This window comes from Roseovarius sp., assembly GCF_965228755.1.
Classification (GTDB): Bacteria; Pseudomonadota; Alphaproteobacteria; order Rhodobacterales; family Rhodobacteraceae; genus Roseovarius.
The window spans coordinates 1,177,626-1,197,814 of record NZ_CBDDIG010000005.1 but is presented as its reverse complement, the minus strand read 5'-3'; the positions used below and the strand labels follow the sequence as shown (position 1 = coordinate 1,197,814).

Annotated in this window: 20 protein-coding genes; 2 read left to right on the top strand and 18 right to left on the bottom strand. The window is 64.5% G+C overall.

Going from position 1 to position 20,189, the window contains the following annotated elements:
• Positions 1-21: 21 nt before the first annotated feature.
• A complete protein-coding gene (locus tag ACO07J_RS09425) occupies positions 22-216 on the top strand; it encodes a hypothetical protein (protein WP_422028500.1) in 195 nt (64 codons plus the stop codon).
• A 205-nt stretch (positions 217-421) separates the two neighbouring features.
• Here ACO07J_RS09425 and ACO07J_RS09420 read toward each other — a convergent pair whose 3' ends face one another.
• From ACO07J_RS09420 to ACO07J_RS09335, 18 genes are all read right to left on the bottom strand, one after another.
• Positions 422-889, bottom strand: coding sequence for a hypothetical protein (locus tag ACO07J_RS09420; protein WP_422028498.1), 468 nt, complete (start codon positions 887-889; stop codon positions 422-424).
• A 330-nt stretch (positions 890-1,219) separates the two neighbouring features.
• A complete protein-coding gene (locus ACO07J_RS09415) occupies positions 1,220-1,762 on the bottom strand; it encodes a hypothetical protein (protein ID WP_422028496.1) in 543 nt (180 codons plus the stop codon).
• The gene (locus tag ACO07J_RS09410) at positions 1,759-2,136 is read right to left on the bottom strand and encodes a hypothetical protein (RefSeq protein WP_422028494.1); all 378 of its coding nucleotides are present in this window, start codon (positions 2,134-2,136) and stop codon (positions 1,759-1,761) included. The genes ACO07J_RS09415 and ACO07J_RS09410 overlap by 4 nt, the downstream gene beginning before the upstream one ends.
• A gap of 100 nt (positions 2,137-2,236) precedes the next feature.
• Positions 2,237-2,635 (bottom strand): hypothetical protein, encoded by a 399-nt coding sequence (locus ACO07J_RS09405; protein WP_422028492.1) that lies wholly within the window; start codon positions 2,633-2,635, stop codon positions 2,237-2,239.
• On the bottom strand, positions 2,635-5,904 hold the full coding sequence (locus tag ACO07J_RS09400) for a phage tail tape measure protein (protein WP_422028490.1): 3,270 nt from the start codon (positions 5,902-5,904) through the stop codon (positions 2,635-2,637). Before ACO07J_RS09400 ends, ACO07J_RS09405 begins: the two co-directional genes overlap by 1 nt.
• Before the next feature lies 1 nt (position 5,905).
• A complete protein-coding gene (locus ACO07J_RS09395) occupies positions 5,906-6,172 on the bottom strand; it encodes a phage tail assembly protein (protein ID WP_422028488.1) in 267 nt (88 codons plus the stop codon).
• Positions 6,132-6,731, bottom strand: a complete 600-nt coding sequence (locus ACO07J_RS09390; RefSeq protein ID WP_422028486.1) for a hypothetical protein — start codon at positions 6,729-6,731, stop codon at positions 6,132-6,134. The genes ACO07J_RS09395 and ACO07J_RS09390 overlap by 41 nt, the downstream gene beginning before the upstream one ends.
• Before the next feature lie 2 nt (positions 6,732-6,733).
• Complete coding sequence (locus ACO07J_RS09385; RefSeq protein ID WP_422028484.1) at positions 6,734-8,065, bottom strand: hypothetical protein; 1,332 nt, start codon at positions 8,063-8,065, stop codon at positions 6,734-6,736.
• Positions 8,055-8,270, bottom strand: coding sequence for a transcriptional coactivator p15/PC4 family protein (locus ACO07J_RS09380; RefSeq protein WP_422028482.1), 216 nt, complete (start codon positions 8,268-8,270; stop codon positions 8,055-8,057). The genes ACO07J_RS09385 and ACO07J_RS09380 overlap by 11 nt, the downstream gene beginning before the upstream one ends.
• 304 nt (positions 8,271-8,574) lie before the next feature.
• A complete protein-coding gene (locus ACO07J_RS09375; protein ID WP_422028480.1) occupies positions 8,575-9,240 on the bottom strand; it encodes a hypothetical protein in 666 nt (221 codons plus the stop codon).
• Positions 9,237-10,532: a tyrosine-type recombinase/integrase gene (locus ACO07J_RS09370; RefSeq protein WP_422028478.1), complete on the bottom strand. Its 1,296-nt coding sequence runs from the start codon at positions 10,530-10,532 to the stop codon at positions 9,237-9,239. Before ACO07J_RS09370 ends, ACO07J_RS09375 begins: the two co-directional genes overlap by 4 nt.
• A 246-nt stretch (positions 10,533-10,778) precedes the next feature.
• Positions 10,779-12,164, bottom strand: a complete 1,386-nt coding sequence (locus ACO07J_RS09365) for a M20 family metallopeptidase (protein ID WP_422028476.1) — start codon at positions 12,162-12,164, stop codon at positions 10,779-10,781.
• Positions 12,165-12,167: 3 nt separating this feature from the next.
• Complete coding sequence (locus ACO07J_RS09360; RefSeq protein ID WP_422028474.1) at positions 12,168-13,745, bottom strand: gamma-glutamyltransferase family protein; 1,578 nt, start codon at positions 13,743-13,745, stop codon at positions 12,168-12,170.
• A gap of 1 nt (position 13,746) precedes the next feature.
• On the bottom strand, positions 13,747-14,745 hold the full coding sequence (locus tag ACO07J_RS09355; RefSeq protein ID WP_422028472.1) for an ABC transporter ATP-binding protein: 999 nt from the start codon (positions 14,743-14,745) through the stop codon (positions 13,747-13,749).
• The gene (locus ACO07J_RS09350) at positions 14,742-15,740 is read right to left on the bottom strand and encodes an ABC transporter ATP-binding protein (RefSeq protein WP_422028470.1); all 999 of its coding nucleotides are present in this window, start codon (positions 15,738-15,740) and stop codon (positions 14,742-14,744) included. Before ACO07J_RS09350 ends, ACO07J_RS09355 begins: the two co-directional genes overlap by 4 nt.
• A gap of 4 nt (positions 15,741-15,744) precedes the next feature.
• Positions 15,745-16,647, bottom strand: a complete 903-nt coding sequence (locus tag ACO07J_RS09345; RefSeq protein ID WP_422028468.1) for an ABC transporter permease — start codon at positions 16,645-16,647, stop codon at positions 15,745-15,747.
• A gap of 1 nt (position 16,648) precedes the next feature.
• Positions 16,649-17,566, bottom strand: a complete 918-nt coding sequence (locus ACO07J_RS09340) for an ABC transporter permease (protein WP_422028466.1) — start codon at positions 17,564-17,566, stop codon at positions 16,649-16,651.
• 107 nt (positions 17,567-17,673) lie between these two features.
• A complete protein-coding gene (locus ACO07J_RS09335) occupies positions 17,674-19,191 on the bottom strand; it encodes an ABC transporter substrate-binding protein (protein ID WP_422028464.1) in 1,518 nt (505 codons plus the stop codon).
• Positions 19,192-19,359: 168 nt separating this feature from the next.
• Between ACO07J_RS09335 and ACO07J_RS09330 the strand changes: the two genes are divergently transcribed.
• Positions 19,360-20,169, top strand: coding sequence for an IclR family transcriptional regulator (locus ACO07J_RS09330; protein WP_422028462.1), 810 nt, complete (start codon positions 19,360-19,362; stop codon positions 20,167-20,169).
• The last annotated feature ends 20 nt before the right edge of the window (positions 20,170-20,189 follow it).

Sequence of the window (20,189 nt, the reverse complement as noted above, 5' to 3'; positions counted from 1 at the left end):
GTTGCGAAGGGGAGAATTACAATGGATACAGGTCTCACGCAGGATGAAGTCGTAATGCTCCGCCAAATCCAAGACGGCAACCTGCACTTCATCGACAAACACAAGGCCGAAAGGCTGTTCAAGGTTGGTCTGGCGTCGATTGAGCCTGACAGTCATGTATCGCTTACCGATCAAGGAAAAAGATACCTTCGGTCTTTGATACGGATCGCGGAGTGAAGCCGCTTATCCAACTTGGATGAGCGGATCGTCACGACCGTTGGCAAATCCCAAGTTGGGAGTGCCCCCGGCGTGGGGACACCGGGGGCACATGCCGCACACTCGGTTCAGAACTAAGTCTGCACGGCCGGCGGGTTGGGCGGGTGGTGGGCCCGTCCCGCAATTGTCATTTCTAGCTTACGCTCGGATGCCCGTCCAGACCGGTTCAACTGGCCTCCATATCGAAGCGACCAGATCGCAGTGCTTCGCCGAGGTCTTTGGCCTTTCGGGAAGCGCGCTCGAAAATGTCATCGAGAGCGGTCTGCATCCGGCGCTGAAGGTCAGGGTCGTGAGTGATCTGGGCGGGAAAGCCCGCGAACTCCGCGCGGACCATGTTCTGGATATGAGACATGATCATCAGGCTATCGTCTATCGGGACCAGCTTCCGGGCCCGCTCGGCGGTGCGAAGCTCGATCTCCCGGGTGCGCGCGAGGCTCGCCTTGTTGGCGACCTCGCTTTTCTGGGCCTCCTTCAGCTTGTCCTCGTAGTAGGCCGCAATGCCCGCGCCTAACGCCGGCACGGTGTACTCGGCGATGTAACCCTCAGCCTTGAGCTTCTTTATCCATCGGGTCGAACGGCCGGTGATTTCCGCGGCCTCGGCGACGGTGATCTTTCGATTGTTGGTGTCCTTCATGTCTTCTCCTTCGGGCAGGGAACTGGGTTTTCAAAATGCTGAAAAACGGGCAAGACCCGGGCGGCCGCGTCCCCGCGCTAGACCGCTGGTCATAAGGTCCCTATTGGCCGCCAGAGGCCCTCAGTAGCGCGACAACAGGCACTCCGCGAAATGCAGTGGTGGGCCACTCGATCTGCGCCTGCGCCCCTCCTGCGGCTGCTCCTTGCGCGCTGCGGCGATGAGGCTGGTGGGCGGGGGCAGGGAGACCAACCTCCCCCGCCCGGCCGCGCTTGGCTAGATCGCGGCCTGCTTGGGCGACGGCGCGACTGAGTTCGCCGTCGCCCGCGCAATTCACGTTAACTCCGCGTCCGACACGAGCAACGCGCGCGGGTCTGCATCAGGACGGCGAAGCATTTCGATCCCGGCCTGCTCTAAACCGCGGATCAAGCCTTCTTCGGCAAGTTCGGCGGCAAGAATTTCCGCGTCTAGCCTTTCGATCTCGCGGTCCCGGTCCTCTGGCGCGAGCGGTTTCGAGCCCTTGCACTCTTGTTCAAGGCGTTCTCGGATGAGACCGGCAATTGCCGCAGCGTTGGCTGCGAAGGCGAGATCAGCGGCTTGCTCGTCGGAGATTTCGAGATGCGGCCTGCGCCTATCGGCGGGGCGCATCAAGCCGGTCACGCTCAGGCGATCCAGCGCCGCCTCTGCACGGCGCTGGATCGCCTGTTCAGCCGCCTCGGCCGCCAGTTCAAAGGGTAAGGGCCGGGATGCAACCTCGTCCCTCTCATCGAGCAGCCGAACCCGCAGATCGCGCAACTGGTCGACTGCCTGCCGGGCCTCGCCGGTTGCCTTCATGGCGCCATCGCGGGCCTTCGAAAGTGAGTTTGCGGTCTTCATTCGACACCCCCACTGATCGCGGCGACTTCGGCGGCATCCTCGCTCGGCATCGGCAAGCCATGCTCGACGGCATAGTTTCGAGCCGCTTCGTGGCAGGCGGCTGCCGCTTGAAACTCCTGCCCCACGCGATCCCGTCGCGCCTCGGCGGCCGCGAGCTCTTCCTTCAAGGTATCAATCTCCGCCGCGATCTTCTCGGCGGTCTCGGCGGCATCTTTTGGGAGGTAGTCGGTCTCGATCTGGCGAAGCCGACCCTGCGCGCGCCTACAGCGCGCGCGGAGGTCGGTTGCGCGATCCGACGCATCACGCACGGTCGCGACCTTGGCGTGTCGGATCGCGCCCAAGTGGTCCAATCTATTCTTACTGTCAAACTTCATGGTGACCTCCTTTTTCCGAGAACATGGCTGCGCGGGCTGACCGGCTCAACGGCGCTAAGATGGCCAGCGGTGGCGGGCTTCCCGGGGCCGGCATCAGTATTCATCCGCCCGCAACCGCCTTCTGCCACGCGCGGTCCGTATGACTTCCAAGACTGGGGTCACTTGAGAACGAGGCACCGATTTCGGCCTCGCCGTTGGCGCGCTCCTCAATGGACTGGCCGCCCTGCGCTTTCGGGCTGGCCTCAAGCACCTTGGCCGCCTGCTCGGGCGTCATGTCCGTTTTCAGCGCCAGCGTCCGCGCCTGCTTTTCGCGGCCCTCAGCCGCCTCGCAGGTCAGGATGGCGCCAACGCGCTTGCGCTCCCCGGCCGCGCCCTCCGCGCGGGCCCTATCGACCGTCGCTTGGGTTCTCGATGATGTTGTCACTTCAACCTCCGTTGCTTGGTGGTGATGGCGTGCCCGCGCCGCATCGAATGCGATCTGGTAGAAGAGGGCTCTCATCAAGAAAATCCCATGCCCGTGTCGGAGTAGACCCCGCGGAACATCTCGCGGACCTCCTCGCGGAGCGCCCGGCGGACCCCCCGCTCGATTTCGCCGGCATCGGCACTTGAAACGCCGGAGAAGTTGAACGTCGCGTTCAATGTCATAGACCTCGTTGCCGAGGGCGCCGTTGCCGTTCGCCCGTTGGGCGACGGCGCCGCGGAAACCGTGGGCACCGCAGGTGGTCCATAGGGGCCGGCCTGATGTATCGGCCCTGTTCCACGGGCCGCGGGTGCCGTGATCGCCTTGATGGGGGCAAGCGTGGCCTCGCGCCCCGAAATCGCCGGCTGGATCGCCGCCCGGGCGCGGCCCAGAAGGCCGCCCGAGGCCGCCCCGGAAACCCGCTCGCCCACCGACCTGATCCGCTCCGTGATCCGGTTAGGGACCACATACGCGCTGCGCGCGGCCGTGATAAGCTCAGGCCCCCGCTCGCCAACCAGATACCGAGCGCCCCGGCTGATCGGGCCGCCGCGCGCCCTCGGCGCGGGCGTTCCCTCAGTGCTCGCCCCGGCCGCCGCGCTCCCGCTGTTGATCCGGCTCAGCGCCCGCTCAAGCCGCTCGGCCTTGGAAAGCGCCCGCTGGATCGCCGCGTCATTGACGTTGGGCGTCACGTCCGCGCTGCCGACAATTTCAAGGGCCGTCTGTAGCTCCCCCGCCTTCCGGGAGGCGTCGCCGATCTTGCCCTCGACCTCCACCAGCCGCGCCTTCAGCGGGCCAAGCTCGGCCTCAAGCTGCGCAATCTTCCGCTCGCCGCCCCGGCCCCGGGGGGTGTTTCGGATTTCCCGGTTGATGGCGGCGATCTTGTCGCGAAGGCCCTCCGCCTCCGCGCCCATCTCGGCAAGCTCGGCGGCCGATGTAAGGCTGCCCGCGCCCGCGATCACCGCCTCGGCGCGCTGTTGCTCGGTCTGGCCCGCCTTTGCCGCGTCGGCGGCGAACTCCTCGCGGGTCACCGTGACGGGCTCAGGCGTTTCCCCTCCGAACAACCGCCGCCACCAATATTTAAGCTCCTCCGGAACCTGAGGCCATCGAATAACTCCCGAAAGGTCGATAGTGCCGATTGCCTCGATGATCCGGTCGGGAATGCCGCGCACCCACTCGAAGAAGTCGCGAAACGCCCCCTTGATCGTTTCGATGATCGCCGTGGCAACCGCCTTGGCGCGCGCCTCGATGCTGGCGAATTCCTCCTCGCCCAGCTTCTCCCGCTTGAACAGGTCGCCGGAAAGGAAGTCTTTGACCGCCCGCCACGCCGCGCCGACCTTTTCGGCCAGAAACGAGAACGCCTCGCCCACCGGGCGAATAACCGGCTCCAAGAAGTCGAGCTTTTCCTTGATCCCGTCCATGACAGGGCCAAGCTGGTCGCCGATGGCGGAGGCTACGCCGGAGACAATAGCCGTAATCCGATCCCAATATTTCCACGCCGCGCCAACCGCCGCGATGGCGGCGGCAATGGGCACCCAAAGCGGCGCGCTGATCGCGCCCACGGCCGCCACAACGGCGCTGATGCCGGAGGCGACCAGCTTGAGGCCGGTCAGCCGGGCCGCTACGCCAGCAACGGACCCAAGGCCCCGCGCCAGCGCGCCGATGGCCTTCGGCACCTTGATCAGCCCTGTGGCGTGGATCAGGGATCGCAGGCCGCGCGCGACCGCCGTCAGGCCGGTCACCGCGGCGACCTTCCCAAGCCCGGCCGCAAGGGCGGCGGTGATCGCCCGGACGCCATTCGCAACCGCCGTCAAGCCGGTCACGCCCGCAATGCCGGATAGGCCGGCCCGGATCGTGCCGAGGAAGCCGAGCCGCTGACCGGCCATTGCCGCAAGGCTGCGCTGCAAACCAACGCTCTGCCCGACCGCCCGGCCCAGCGGGACCGCCGTGGCCCCGATGGCGCGGAAGCCCGCGGCAATCATCGCCAGCAGGCCGGAACGCCCGAGGAGGCCAAGATAACGGAGGCCCGCCAGCGCCACGCGAAAGCCGATGACGGCACTTGTCACCGTGAAGATCGTTGCCGCAAGACGCTGGTTGTTGCTCACGAACTCCGCGATGCTGTAGAGGATCGGCTTGATCGCGGCCATCAGTTCTTCAAGCCGAGGGATCAGTGCCGTGCCAAGTGCCCCGGTCACTTCCTTGATCGCATTCTTGAAGCGATCAAGGTTCGACCAGAAGCCGCCGCTCACGCGCAGCCACTCCTCAAAGGCCGATCCCGCGTAGTCGCTTTGCTGGGCGACAAGGCCGAGGCTTTCACGAACTAGATCGAGGTTGGTCAGGAGTGGGCCAAGCGCGCGCGCCTCGTCCCCGAACAGGTTGGAAGCCACAGCCGCCTGCGCCTCTTTCGGAACCTGTTGCAGCCGTTCCAGAACATCAACGATAGTTCCGGTAGCGTCCTCTTGCATTCGCTTGGCAACATCAGTCGCCTCAAGCCCGAGTTCTTTAAATGCAGATCGCTGGCGGCTGGTCGCAGCCTCGCCCTTGGTGAGCGCGCGGCCCATGTTTCGAAGGCTGGTGGCGGCCACGTTGGTTTCAGCACCCGCCGCGATCATGGCCGATGCGAAGGCCGCCGTATCCTTGGCCGCGAGGCCATAGGTCTTTGCGGTTGCGCCGACGCGCAGCATGACGTCCATGATTTCGGCGGCGGTCGCGCCCTGCACGTTCGACAAGTGGTTCATCGCATCCGAAAGGACGACGACCTCCTCAGTCGACATGCCAAGGCCGGTGCGCATCTTTGCGAGGCCGCGCCCGGCTTCCTCAGCGCTCACGTCAAAGGCGAGGCCGATCTTGGCCGCAGCCTCGGTGAACTCGATAATCTCATCTTGCGGGATGCCCGATTGCCCCGCCGCTGCCGCGATAGCGGCAAGCTCAGATTGCGTCATGGAGACGGTGCGCGACATGATCGCCAGATCGCGCTTGAATTTTTCAAGACCCTCCGGTGTGAAGTCCACCACCTTCGACACATCAAGCATCGCCTGCTGAAGGTTGGCCGCCTCGGATACGGGACCACTGATCGCCGCCTTGATCGCGTAGATCCCGGCGGCCGCGTCGAACAGGCCGGCCCGGGCGCCCGCAAGGGCCTGACTATTGCGGGCCATTGCGCTATCGAGGCGCTCGGAGAACGAGAGGGGCACCCTATTGGCCTCCGTGGTGGCGCGCTTGATCCCAGCCAAGGAGCGGGCGACGCGGCGCGCCGGCTCCGTCACGCGATCCATAAGCTCGACAATCAGCCGTGACGTTTCGGTGGCCATGTCAGCCCCTCCCCCTCAGAAGTTGGTTCGGGCAGGCTTCCTCGAGGAATGCTGCAAGATTACGGAAATCCGCGAGATCAAGCTGCCGCACCGTCTCGCGCGGCAGCCGGATCATCGCCGCAACCGCGGCCTCGAAGAAATCGCCGAGCCCCTCGTTGGCGGCCGCGCGTATTTCCGGGATTGCCGTGTCCGGAATTCGTGTGATTGTGACGGCCCGGATCGTGAAATCATCGTGAACTACAGGGTGCTTTAGCTTTATCGTCTTCATCGTCGGATGCCCCTCTTTCTGGAAAATTTTCATCCTTTCCGCTGGCCGGCTCAACGGGGTTAAGATGATCAGCCTGCCGCGCGAGAATTTTTCGGATCGTGTGCTTCGAGAGCGGCTCGTGTCCGCGCCGGGCCAAGCTGAAAAACGTCTGTGCGGGCTCCCGGTGCGGGACGGTTCCGGAAGCTAGATCGCGGCGTAGATCGCCAGCGGCGTATCGGCACCACGACCGTGCGATCTTGTCGCCACCGGCCTTGTAATTCAACGTCGGGTAGGTCGTTTGCGCGAGGCGCCGGATCAGTGCGTCCCGCGTGCCGAGCCGCATTCGTTGGCGCGCCGCGCGCTGGCCGGTGCCCGCGAGGCCGATGAACACGTCGAGTGGCACGTCCGCGCCGTCCATTTCGAGCCAGCGCAACAGGCGCGACGCGATCCGCTGCGCGCCTGCGTGCCGGCACAGCAGGCCGCTTTCGGCCAACTTTAGCAGGTCGAGCGCCGGCGCGAGGTCCGGATCGCCGGCCGCTGCCTCGGCCCACGCTGGGCGCGCGGTGGTGTGCTTGGTCATTTTCACACCGCCCGCACATCGGGCTTGGTCAGCCATCTCATCCACATCTCCTCGCGGAGGAAATCCGAGGGCGTTGGCCATCCTCCCCGATGTTCGATGGATGCGGTGATCCGCTCGAAGTGTGAAGCGAAGGCTCGGGCGCCCTCGCAGATCGCGGCGAGGTCGTCGCCTTCACCTTCGCATTCAGTCCATGCCGCCTCGGCCTCATTCTGTTCGTCTAGACTTTCGCCCGAAAACGGATCGTCAGCGCCCGGCCAGCAGGGCGGGTAAGCCTGCCAGAATTCCGAAAACGTACCTGAGGAGGAAGGATTTTCAGGATGGGGGTGGTCTTTGTGCGACGCAGCAGGTGGGGTGGTTTCGTCGCAAGGCGAACCCGTCGCGGATGGAAGGGCGGCTCCCTCAAGGAGCCGCTCTTCCTTCTCTTCTGCGTCGCAAATTGACCTACCCCCTACTACGGTAGCACTTGGTGAAAAAGTAGTAGAGAGAGAGGCGCTGCTTGCGCCTCTCTCTACCTCCAAGGTATCTCTCTCAGGTATTGTAGTCGGGTTTCCGCCTAACATGCGGGTCGGCTTTCCGTCCCACTTAGGAATATTCCCATCTTCGTGCGCTCCCTTATGTGGGGCGGCTTCCCGCCCCACTGCGCCATGATCCACCTCGGGGGTTCCGTGTGAGACGGAAGTCCGGCTCACTGTGTTTTCGCCATGTTGGTCGGGTTCCCGTCTCACATGGGCACCATGTCGGTCGCCTTTCCGGCCAACTGTGCGCGCTTCTTGTCGGTCGGATATCCGACCGACAACGGGATGGTCATCTTCTACGACAACATCACCGCCTTCGGCTTCACTTCTGAAGCGCCAATAATAGTGCGACTGGCGCCACCCTCGCCGCTGCACGATCAGGTGACCATGCTCTTCAAGAGAGGAGATTGCTTGCTTCACCGCCGTCTGACCCGCGCCGAGCTTCCTGGCTATCGCCGGGATGCCGGGGTACGCGTATCCCTTCTCGAAGTTGTAGAATTCAAAAGCCAAGATGTTGACGAACGCGGGGGCCAGCCGGTGGAGGCGCTTTTGATTTGCCGTTACCTCCAAAACCCACTGAATTTTTCGCTTCGTAAAGGCTTTGCGGGCTTCCTCTTCGATGTAGGCATCTGGGCTCATTTTAGGCATTCCTGCGGTTAGAAAAGGCGGGAAAAACCCGCCTTTCTCGTTGCCCGTGGACGCCGTCTGAGCTATTCTCGGAACATCCACGGAGATATGACTTGATGTGGACATGAGGGCGCCCGCGATCTGGCTGGATCGGGCGCCCTCCACGTTAAAGGGGCTGGTTTCAATCATCATCGGGCGCCTCCTGCCGGGCAACCTGCTCGATGGCCGCGGCAAGCTCACCGGCGCGGTCGAGCGCGATGGTGACGCCCTGTTTGACCGGGCGCATTTCGCCGTCATCACCGGGGAAGAAAATACGGGCATCGATGTAGCGATACCCGCCGTATTCACGCTGCCGGACGCGGATGATCTCGCGCTTGTTTTTCGCTAGGTCGATCATTTTGCCAGCCACTTCGCGTCGTATTCGTCCAGTGTGGCAACGTTGTGCCTCTTGCAGCCGGGTCCGATTTCGACCGGCTCGGGTAGTCGCCCGGACTTAACCCACCGCCAATGCGTCGTTCGACTGAAACCGTAGCGAGCACATGTCGCTTTGATGGTGATCCACATCCCGCGCTCCTTTCATTCCGTTCTATTGCGTTCTGTCTGCGTTCTGTCTGCAACATACGGGCGGGGCGTCCTGAAACAGAAAGGGCTGGAACGGCGGTTTTCGCCCATTCCAGCCCTTTGCGTTTTTTGGCAATGGCTTAGCGGTCGTTCCTCTTGTAGTCGGGCAGTTCCTCCGCGCCGGTTATCGTCTCCCAAAGCGCCTGTTTGATCACCTTGAACACCGCATCATCCTCGCATTCAAGCGTGCGTCGGACACTATCGAACAGTCGCAAACGGGCCTGCGTTTCGGCCATTAGCTGTCCTCCTCGGGCAGGCGGTGCAGCTTCCTCGGCTTGCACCACAAGCTCGCGTAGCTTCGCAAGGGCGCGGGCCGCATCGCGAGCCGCCCGACCAACCTTGTCCCCGATAGGTGCGCCCGGACGGTCTTCCACCTCCAAAGCGGCGGCAATCAGGCGGGGAATCATCGCGGTCATGTACTCTTCGGGCAGGCGGTCGAGGCGCTTGCGAATGTCCTTTAGGCGCGTTTTGGCGGTCCTATTGTCGGCGTCGTCGTACCGTTCACGAAAAATGGTCACCGGGTCGCCTTCGCGGATTTCCCAAACCTCCATCGCCGCGACCAACCCCTCGCTCGCTAGCGGGTCCCGCATCGCGCGCTCAACGCGCGACGCGGCTTCGCCATCGAGTTCCGACAGCACGTCATGCAAAGTCCGCCACAGGTCAGGGCGTCTTTCGCCCGCGTGCTGCATACCGGGTATCTCGGTATCCCAGATAGAGCGGGGCGGTCTGAAGCGCGTGCCGCTCACGCCCCTGCTCCCCTGAGCGGCACAACCTGCCCGGCTTCCTCACCGCCAAGGAAGCCCGCCCACGCGGCCATCATCGCCCGGCGGCGTTCCAGCATGTCCGAACGCTGATAAGCCCGTTCAACATCGCTACCGACCGCGTGGGCAAGCTGCATCTCCGCCATGTCCCGATCATAGCCGCGCTCGGCTGCCCACTGCCTAAAAGTCGAGCGAAGGCCGTGAACAACCGCGGGCCGCCCACTCATCGGGTCGAGGTATCCGGGGTGCCCAGTTTTAACTTCGGCCGCGTGCATTCGTTTTATGGTGGCCGAAAGGCTGGCGTCACTAAGCATCCCCCCGCGCACCGCCCAGAACACATGCTCGCCCCCATCCATGCGGGGCAGATCGTGCAGAAGAGCGACGGCTTCGGTGCTGAGGGGCACGCGATGAGGGCGGCCCGATTTCATGCGGGCCCCCGCGATGGTCCACAAGCCCGCTCCAATGTCAATTTCCGACCACACCGCCCCCCGGACCTCGCCAGATCGGGCCGCAGTCAACGCGACAAACTCAAGCGCTCGCGTCGCCATGCCTTCGCGTCCGCGAAGGTCGCTGAACCACCTTGGCGCGTCTGCGAGAGCGAGCGCCGGGTAATGTTGCTCTTGGCGGATTTTGGAGGGCTGGGGCAAGAATTGGTCTAGGTTCGCCTGCCAACGTGCCGGGTTCGGACCCTCGCAATGCCCGGCCACCTCCGCCCACGTCATCACCCCCTCGATCCGCCCCCGCAGTTTTGTGGCGGTTTCGGTCTTTTCCGTCCAGATCGGTTCGAGCACACGGAGAACGTCGGCCCGCGTGATCTGATCTACCGGGATACTCCCGAGGATCGGCAAAGCATGAAGTTCGAGCGAGTTTCGCCACAGGCGGCGCTGTTTCTCGCTCCTAAACTCGGCCATCTTCTTCGGAGCAAACTTTTCCATGGCCTCGGCAAATGTCAGCGAGCGGGCCTGCTGGGCCGCGAGAGCGGCCCGCGCAGCCCTACGCTGCTCGACCGGATCAACTCCCCTTTCGATCATTTCCAGCGCCTCGCGGGCCCGTTCACGGGCCGCCGCAAGTGTGATGGTCGGATAGCTGCCGAGGCCGACCTTCCTGCGCTTACCTCCCACCGTCACACGCAAAAGCCAACTCTTTGCGCCAGCCGGCGTGATCTGCATCTGTAAACCGGTAACACCCCCCACATTGATGACTGCGTTCCAGCGCCCGCCGGGGTGCTTCAGTTTCTTGATTTCGAGGGCGCTAAGCTCATCGGCGATCTTCGGCATTGGGTTCGATTCCGGTGGTGGGAGCCAATCTTACGTGCCTTCCTAGGTGTCAAAAAAAATGGCATTAAGTGAAACACTGCGCAACTAGTCGAAACAAGTTATTTGCTAAACCATTTGATCTAAATAGATTTTGGCAACTATATGAAACATAGCGAAACGCCATCCTCGCCCCTACCGCCGGAGCCAAAATCACCTAAAGCGTTGATTTTGCGAGATACCTCCCTCGATGCGACGAAGGCATCGGGGTCAGCGGGGCGTGTTGCCCTCGCCGACGTCCCAGAAAAGGCCTGCCATCATTCTGAGCGCGTCCCGGCATACCGGCTTCAGGACATGTTCGTCCGGCGCGTGCTGGGAACAGCCTCGGTAGGAATGGGGCACCCAGACGGTGGGAAGGCCGAGGATATCGGCGAATGCGTCATTGGGCAGCGAGCCGGCGAGGTTGGGCAGGATATGCGGGCTCTGCCCGGCGGTCCTTTCCAGGGAGGCCGCCACGAAGCTCACCCACGGGTGGTCGGGGGCGAGCCGGGTCGCGCGGAAGAAACCCCGGTCGTGCGGGACGATCCGGACACCCTCGAACCCGTGCGCATCGAGGTGGCGGCGCAGCGCGGGCACGATGTCCTCGGGGTCGGTGCCGACGACGTAGCGCAGCTGACAGGTGGCGCGGGCGTGGGCCGATATGGCGTTGACCGGCGCCTCGGGCACGCCGCTTTTCATCGCGAGGACCGCGAAGCTGTTCCAGCCATAGGCGCGTTCGACCGGCGTCAGGGTCTCTTCCCCCCAGTTCTCGTCGATGGCAGGGCCGTCGCCCCCGGCGATCGGCAGGCCGCGCAAGGCCGCGCGGACGTCGTCGGTCAGGCTGTCCGGGCGCCATTCGGGGATGCGGATCTGGCCGCGGGGATCGGTGATCGTCGACAGCGCCTGGGCCAGCACCATCGCCGGATCCGCCAGCAGCCCGCCCCAGTTGCCGGAATGGTGCGCCCCCTCGCGGAAATCGACGACCAGATCGAAGGTCACGCCGCCGCGCGAGCCCATGAACATGGTCGGCGTCTCGGGCTGGAGGCGCGGCCCGTCGGAGGCAATCAGCACGTCGGCCGACAAGGCGTCCTTGTGGGCCTGAAAGAACTCGGCAAGACCGGGCGAGCCGGTCTCCTCGCCGGTTTCGATCACCACGCGGCAGTTGAAGCCGAGAGTGCCGCGGGTCTGCAGAACCGCCTCGAGCGCGGCAAGGTTGATGAGGTGCTGGCCCTTGTTGTCGGCACTGCCCCGTCCGTAGAGCCGGTCGCCCTCCTCGACCAGGCGGAAGGGATGCAGCCCCTCGCGCCACTGGTCGGTCTGGGCCCGGATGACATCGCCGTGCCCGTAGGTCAGGACGGTGGGCAGGTCGTTGCCCTCGTGGCGTTCGGCGACCAGGATCGGGCCGGCGCCCTCGACCGGGTTGGGGTGAATGTGGCAGGTGAACCCCATCGCGCCAAGCCGTTCCGTCATCGCCTCGTCCAGGTAACGCGCGAGTTCCGGGGCCTGCCCGGGGTTCTGGCTTTCGGTTTCGTAGGCGACGAGATCGGCGAGGTCGTTCTGGAAACGCCCCTCGTCGAAATAGGCGGAGACGGTGTCGATGGCGGAATTGCGTGTCATGGTCTACCTGTCAGGGTCTTCACAAATGGCATCGCCCCAGGGCGACATGATTTCGGTGCAGCCGGTGTTGATACGGCCCTGGCGCATCACGCCCGCCGGGCAGGCGAAGGCATAGGGAAACGGGCTGCGGCGTGTGGTCACCACCGGGTGGCGGGCGGACAGGGCGTCGATCACGGCGGTCGGCAGCGTGTCATCCGCCACGACGGTCTGGCCGCCGGACACGTCGATGCGCGGGTGATGGAAGGCGGCTTCGGCATCCATGCCGAAATCCGCCACGAAGGAGGCCATCTGCACCATCGCCGAGACGATCTTGCGCCCGCCCGAGGCCCCGAAGGCAAAGCGCGTATCGCCCCTCTCGCCGAGAATCGGGCAGACATTCATCAGGCAGCGCTTGCCGGGACCGAGGGAATTGGGCCGGCCCTGCACCGGGTCGAACCACATGATCCCGTTGTTCATCAGGAAACCGGTCGACGGAGACACCACACGCGCCCCGAAGATCGACAGCAGGGTCTGGGTCTGGCTGACCATGTTGCCATCCCGGTCCACCACCGAGAAGTGCGTGGTGCAGCCTGACTGCGCTTCGGTTTCCCCGGTGTCGCCCATGGTTTCGAGGCGGTCGTCATAGGCCGCGAAGAGCGCATCGGTGGTGGCGCAGAAGGATGTCGCATCCGGTTCCGGGCCGAAACCCGTGCGCGCCATGGCGTCCAGGCTCTGCCGGAAGGTGGGGCCGGCCGTGAGGCCGGGGGCGACGTGAAACCGCGCATCCCGGTAGTCGAAACTGAGCGGTTCGGAAAACTCGGCCCGGTAGGTGCGGAGATCGTCATGGGACAGGCTGCCGCCCTTGTCCTGCATGTCGGCGGCGAGTGCCGCCCCGAGATCGCCGTCGTAGAACGCGCGTGCGCCGTGCCGGGCAAGTTGATCGAGACTGTCGGCCATGCGCGTCTGGTCGAGGCGCTGGTCCGCCAGCGCGGTCCACCCGCTGATCCTGGGCCAGGTGCCGTCCTCGAGGAAAAGCTCGGCGGCATCGGGATCCTTGGCAAGCTCGCGGGTGGCCGAGGCGATGACCAGGGCCGCGTACCAGTCCACCAGAAGGCCCTCGCGGGCGAAGGCCGTGGCCGGGGCAAGCAGGTCGGCCCAGGGCATCCGCCCATAGCGGTCGTGCATCCGGCCCATCCCGTCCACGACACCGGGCACGGCCACGGCGGTCGCGCCCTGGAGGTTGCGGTTGCCCTCGACCTCCTGCCACGGGAACAGGTCGCCCGCCACGCCCGAGCCGGACAGCGGATAGTCCGCCACGTCGAGCGCTGCCGGGGCCCGCATGCCGTAGTTCAGGGCCTCTGCCCTTCCCTCGTCCGCGCGCCAGAGCATCAATGCCCCGCCGCCGGCCGGGCCGCTCATCCAGGGTTCGAGCACGCCGATCGCGAACGAGGTCGCAACCGCCGCGTCGACCGCATCGCCGCCGGCGCGCAGGACATTCGCGCCAGCCTGCGCCGCCAGCCGGTGCTGGGCCGCGACAACGCCGTGTTCCGTTTCGATGACGGTTTTCCGGGTCTGCGCCGTGCGAGACAGGTTCGCAGACATCTTACGCCACCTTCGCGTTGTTCATGGGACTTTGCGGATCGTGCAAATGGCATTCGACGCGCCCCCGGGGCGTGGCCACCGGGCGCGGGGCGATCTGCTTGCAATGATCCGTGGCCATCGGACAGCGCGGGTGGAACTGGCACCCCGACGGCGGATCGATGGGGTTGGGATAGGCCATGCCGAGCTGCGTATCCGGCACGCCGAGCCCGGGCTCGGGTGTCAGGACCGACTTCAGAAGCGCCTGGGTGTAGGGATGGCCCGCCTCGTCGAAAAGGCCCGCCACGTCGGATTCCTCGACCACGCGCCCCAGGTACATCACGGCGACCCGTGTGGCGAGGTGCTCGACCACCGCCAGATCGTGACTGATGAACAGGTAGGTCAGCCCGAATTCCCGCCGCAGCTCGCCCAGCAGGTTGAGGATCTGGCTTTGCACCGAGACATCCAGCGCCGAAGTCGGTTCGTCGCAGATCACGATCTCGGGCTTCATGATGAGCGCCCTGGCAATCGCCACGCGCTGGCGCTGACCGCCTGACATCTGGCTGGGATAGGTGTTCATGACCCGCGCCGGAAGCCCGACGATATCCAGGATCTCGCGCACCTTCTGATCCCATTCCCCTGGGCCGCCCACGCCGTGTACGCGCAGCGGCAGCGAGACGATGTCGAAAATGCTCTTGCGCGGGTTCAGTGACGAATAGGGATCCTGGAAGATCGGCTGGATCCGCCGCGCGAGGCTGAGACGATCCTGGGCAAGGATCTCCTTGCCGTCGATCAGCACCTTCCCGTCGGTGGGCATCTCGAGACCCAGCAGGATCTTGGCGAGCGTGGATTTCCCGCAGCCCGACTCGCCCACGAGGCCGAGAACTTCGCCGCGGGGCAGTGACAGGGAAACGTCGTTGACCGCGGTCAGCGGGCGGGCCTTTCCGAAAATGCCCTGCTTGACGCGGTATGTCTTGGTGACGCCGCGCAATTCCAGAACGGCCTTCGAGGCATCTGCGGTCATGCCGGCATCTCCTCTTCTGCTTGGCGTTTGCCATCCGCGTGCACGCAGCGGAACGCGTGCGCCTGGCCCCCCTGCATCGGGATCGTGTCCCTGCAGGAGGTGACCGCATGAGGGCAGCGGGTGCGGAAGGCGCAGCCCTGAACGTCACCGATCAACGACGGCACGATGCCCGGGATGGTGCCGAGCTCGCTGCCGCGTTCGGTCTTGCCGGGCAACGGGATACAGCGCAGCAGGCCGCGCGTGTAGGGGTGCGAGGGCGTGTTGAACACGTCGGTGGCGGACCCGGTTTCCACCAGCTCCCCGGCATACATCACCGCGACCTTGTCGGCGACACGCGCCACCACGCCCAGGTCGTGCGTGATCAGGATCATCGCCATGTTCATTTCGCGCCCGAGGTCATAGAGCAGCCGCAGGATCTGGGCCTGGATGGTCACGTCGAGCGCCGTGGTCGGCTCGTCCGCGATGATCAGTTCGGGTTCGCACATCAGGGCCATGGCGATCATCACCCGCTGGCGCAGCCCGCCGGAGAGCTGATGGGGATATTGCGACAGCCGGCTTTCCGCGGCGGTGATGCCGACCTTCTCGAGCAGTTCGACGGCACGGGCGCGGGCGGCCTCCCGCCCGACGCGCTTGTGCAGCAGCAGGGCTTCGGTCAGCTGGTCGCCGATCGTGTAGGCCGGGTTGAGCGAGGTCATCGGCTCCTGGAAGATCATCGACATGCGCGCGCCCCGCAGCGCACGCATCTTGCGCGGGCCCGCAGCGATCAGGTCGGTGCCGTCGAATTCCATGCGGTCGGCGCCGCGGCGGATGTTCTTTCCCAGCAGGCCCATCACCGCCAGCGACGTGAGGGATTTCCCCGACCCGCTTTCTCCGACGATGCACAATGTCTCGCCGCGATGGAGGTCGAAGTCGATCCCGCGCACGGCATGGAGCGTGCCCGCCCCGACGGGAATGTCGATGGTGAGGTTGCGGACGCTCAGCAAGGGGTCGCTCATTCTGTCAGCTCCGGTTTTCCGGGGCGGTCACGTCGCGCAGGCCGTCCCCCATGAGATTGATCGCCAGGACGAGCAGGAACAGCACGGCCCCCGGAATGAGCACCATCCACGGCTCGAACAGCATCATGTTCTTGCCTTCCGAAACCATCAGGCCCCAGCTTGGCGTGGGCGGCTGAACCCCGAGCCCGAGGAAGGACAACGCCGCCTCGAGCAGGATGGCGTGCGCCATTTCCAGCGTGACGACGACAATCAGGTTGTTGGCGATATTGGGCATGATCTCCGACAGGATCACCCGCGGGGTGGAGGCACCGATGGCCCGCGCGGCGGCGACATATTCGCGCCCGCGCACCTGCAGCGTCGACGCCCGCATCACCACGGCGAACCGATCCCAGAGCAGCAGCCCCAGCACCACGATCACCACCTGCAGGGAGCCCCCCAGGATGGCCACGACCGCAAGCGCGACCAGGACCACCGGCATCGCCAGCCGGACGTTGATCAGGAAGGTCACCACCATGTCGACGCGTCCGCCGAAATATCCCGCGGCCACCCCCATCGCGGTGCCGATCAGCCCGGAAATGAGCGCCGCGATCGTGCCGATCATCAGCGAGACCCGCGCGCCGTAGATCAGGCGCGAGAGGTAATCCCGCCCGAGGTGGTCGGTTCCCAGCGGGTGTTCCCACGTCCCCCCGAGGAAGACGGGCGGCTCCATCCGGCTCATCAGGCTTTGGGCATAGGGGTCATGCGGTGCCAGCAGCGGCGCGAAGATCGCCACGAAGAGCAGCACGCCAAGCACGGTTGCCCCGATCAGCAGCCCCTGGTGCCCGAAGACGCGCTTGCGCAGCATCTGCGCCGGGGTCGGGCCGGTGATGTCCTGCAGCAGGGGATCCTTGGTTTCGGTCGTGGCCATGTCAGCTACTCCGCATCCGGGGGTCGAGCCAGGCGTTCAGCACGTCCGCCAGGAAGGTAAAGACGATGTAGAACATCGAAAAGACGAGGATCAGCGCCTGCACCGTGGGCAGGTCGTTGCGCGCGATGCTTTCCCAGGCAAGGTACCCTGCCCCGTGCAGCGCGAAGATCGACTCGACGACGATGGAGCCGCCCAGCATGAAGCCCATCTGGACCGCCGCGAGCGAAACCACGGGAATGATGGCGTTGCGCAGGGCGTGGCGGAACAGCACCCGGCCTTCCGGCGCGCCCTTGGCCCGCGCCGTCCGGATGTAATCCGAGGACAGCACCTCGAGCATGCCGGCCCGCGTCAGGCGCATGATCGCCGGCATGGCGTAATAGCCCAGCACGATCGTCGGCATGATGAAATGCGCCGGCGACGCGGCGCCCGAGGGGGGCAGCCAGCCAAGCTGGATCGCGAAGATGACGATCAGGATCAGGCCGAACCAGAAACTCGGCATCGCCTGGCCCGCGACGGAGAGGAAGAGGGCAATCCGGTCGATGAAGGAGTTGGGCCGGATCGCGGCCGCCACGCCCAGGGGCACGGCCGTCAGCAGCGCGAAGGTGATGCCGCAGACACCCAGCGTCATGGTCACGCTCAGACGCTCGACGATCAGCGAGGCAACGGGAAGGCGGAAGTAGTAGCTTTCGCCGAAATCGCCCTGCAGCGCGGCAAGCAGCCATTCCACGTACTGGACCAGCATCGGGCGGTCGAAACCGTAGAGTTTGCGGATGGCCTCGATATCCTCGCCGCTGGCCGTCTCGCCGGCCAGTGCCGCGGCGGGATCGCCTGCGAGGAACAGCAGCGTGAAGCTGATGAACGACACGGTGAAGGCCACGAGGATGGCCAGCCCGAGGCGTTTGATGATGAAAAGGAGCACGGGCAGACCCTTTCTGAATCGCTCGCCGTCATGCGAGGGACCTGTGAAACGTCAGGTTGTTCCTTGGGGATGTCGGGCGCGGGGTGTGTCCCCGCGCCCTGTCCGGATCACTGCCAGGACATGGTCGTGAAGCGCAGGACCTCGTCGGCCGTCGGCGTGTACTCGACTTCCTTGGTGAACACGTAGTTCGTGTTGTACGAGAACATCGGGGCCCAGTACGCCTGTTCGGTGATGCGTTCGATCGCCTTGGCGTAATTCTCGATCCGCACATCGGGGTCGGTCGAGCTGTCGGCCACGTTCAGATCCTCGAGCACCTGGTCGTCGCGGGCATCGTCGAGCGAGCCGTGCTTGAAGAACTGGCTGACCATGGCCGAGGCGTCGTTGATCGAAAAGCTGCCCCAGGTCAGGAAGGCCAGCGGCACGTCGCCCTTCATGTTCATCTCGCGCAGGGCCGAATACTGGAGGTACTTGAAATCCGTCTGGATGCCGACGGCGTTCAGGTAGCTCATGATGGCCTCGGCATATTCACGGTTGCGATAGGCGTAGAGCTCGGTGGTGAACCCGTCCGGATAGCCGGCCTCGGCAAGCAGTGCCTTGGCTTTCTCGGGATCGTATTCATAGGTCGCTGCCGCGTCTTCGACGCAACCGAACTGGCTGGGGAAACAGGGGGTCCAGACAACCTTGGACTTGCCCTTGAGAAGGGCGTCGACCAGCTCCTGGCGGTTGATCGCGTGGTTCACGGCCTGGCGAACGCGTATGTCGGTGAAGGGCGTCTCGCCCGACCGGCCGGCCGCGTCCATCGACAGGTACCCCACCCGCATCGTGGATTCGTTCTTCACGGCGAACTTGTCCATCTCGGCCAGTTTCTCGGCCTGGTCGGCCGGCACTTGCCAGATGAGGTCGAGCGAGCCGCTGAAAAGCTCGGCCATCTGGGTGTTCACATCCGGGATCGTGCGGATGTCGATATTGGTGATTTCCGGCTGACCCTTCGGGCTGTCGTGATAGTTCTCGTTCTTCTCGAGCACGAAATGCTGTCCGGGCACGACCGAGACGACCTTGTAGGGACCGGTCCCCACGGGTTCGAGCCCCATGCCGCTCGGGCCCGCTTCCGCGTAATACTCGTCCGGGTACATCGACACCGGGCCGGACAGGAATTCGATCGCCGCCGGAAACTTTTCCTTGAGATGGATGCGGACGGTGTAGTCATCGACCTTCTCGGCAGACTCCATCCAGTTCACGTTGCGCTGCGTCTTGACGCCGTTCTCCTCCTTGGAGACGAAATTCACCGTGTAGACCACGTCATCGGCGTTGAACGCCTCGCCGTTGTGAAAGGTCACGCCTTCGCGCAGCTTCAGCTCGAGCGTGGTGTCGTCGATCCACTCCCAGTTGGTGGCGAGGTTGCCGGAATACTCGTTGGTGACCGGATCGCGATAGATCAGGCCATCCCAGATGGCGCGCTGCAGGACCACGCCTTCCCGCGAGGAGTTGAAGAAACTGTCGACGTTCTCGAGCTCTTTGGTGAAGGCCACGCGCAGCGTGTCGTTGGCCTTTTCCGCGAAGGCGGCGCCCCCTGCGGCGATCAAGGCGACGCCGGCAATGGTCGATCTCAACCAGGATGTCTGCATTTTTCTCTCCCTGTTCCACGGCGCCCGTCTGCGGGCGTCATTGTGTTTGCGACTTGACGTGGTATTACATTATGATATTTACCACCGTTATATGATCAATTAAGGGCAACGCACTCGAATGCGTCAAGCCCCTTTCAGCGCCATTTCCCTCACTCAGCCGGTAATTGCATGAAATCAAAACAGAACACGCTTTACGTCGCCTCCGTCGCCAAGGCGTTGCGATTGCTTCGGGCCTTCGACGAGAGCCATACCGAGTTGTCGCTGCTCGAACTTGCCGAACGCAGCGGTCTCGACAGAAGCGCCACGCAGCGCCTGGCCAACACGCTTCATACCGAGGGGATGCTGGAAAAGGATCCGGACACGAGGCGCTTTCGCCCGTCTCATGCCTGGCTGCAACTGGCCTATGCCTATTACTGGTCCGACCCCCTTGTCGGACAGGCGATCCCCAAGCTGATAGACCTTTCGCAGGAGCTGGGTGAAACCATCAACCTTGCCGAATTGTCGGGCGATCACATCGTCTATGTCAGCCGCCTGCCCTGCAAACGCACCTATTTCGCCGCGACGATCATCGGCCGCCGCCTTCCCGCCCTGTCCACCTCGGGCGGTCGGGCGATGCTCTCGACCTTCCCCGAGGACGAGCGCAACCGGGCGATCGAAACCTGGCCGATCAAGAGGTTCACGCCCAGCACGACGACCGACCGTGCCGTAATCCGCGAAAGCATCGAGCGTGCGGTGCTGGACGGGTTCGCCATCTCGACCGGCCAGATGATCCTGAACGAGATCGGGGTCGCCGCGCCGATCGTCGGACATAACGGGCGGGCCTATGCCGCCGTGCAATGCTCGGTCTCCGCCCATACCTGGAGCCGCGAGAGGATCGAGAAGGACATCCTGCCGAAGTTGCAGGACACGGCGAATTCGATTTCCCCCTCGTTCCAGACATATCGCGGCGATCACCGTGGCCCGGGTAAAGAGGGCTGAACGCGGGGTTCGGCCCAATC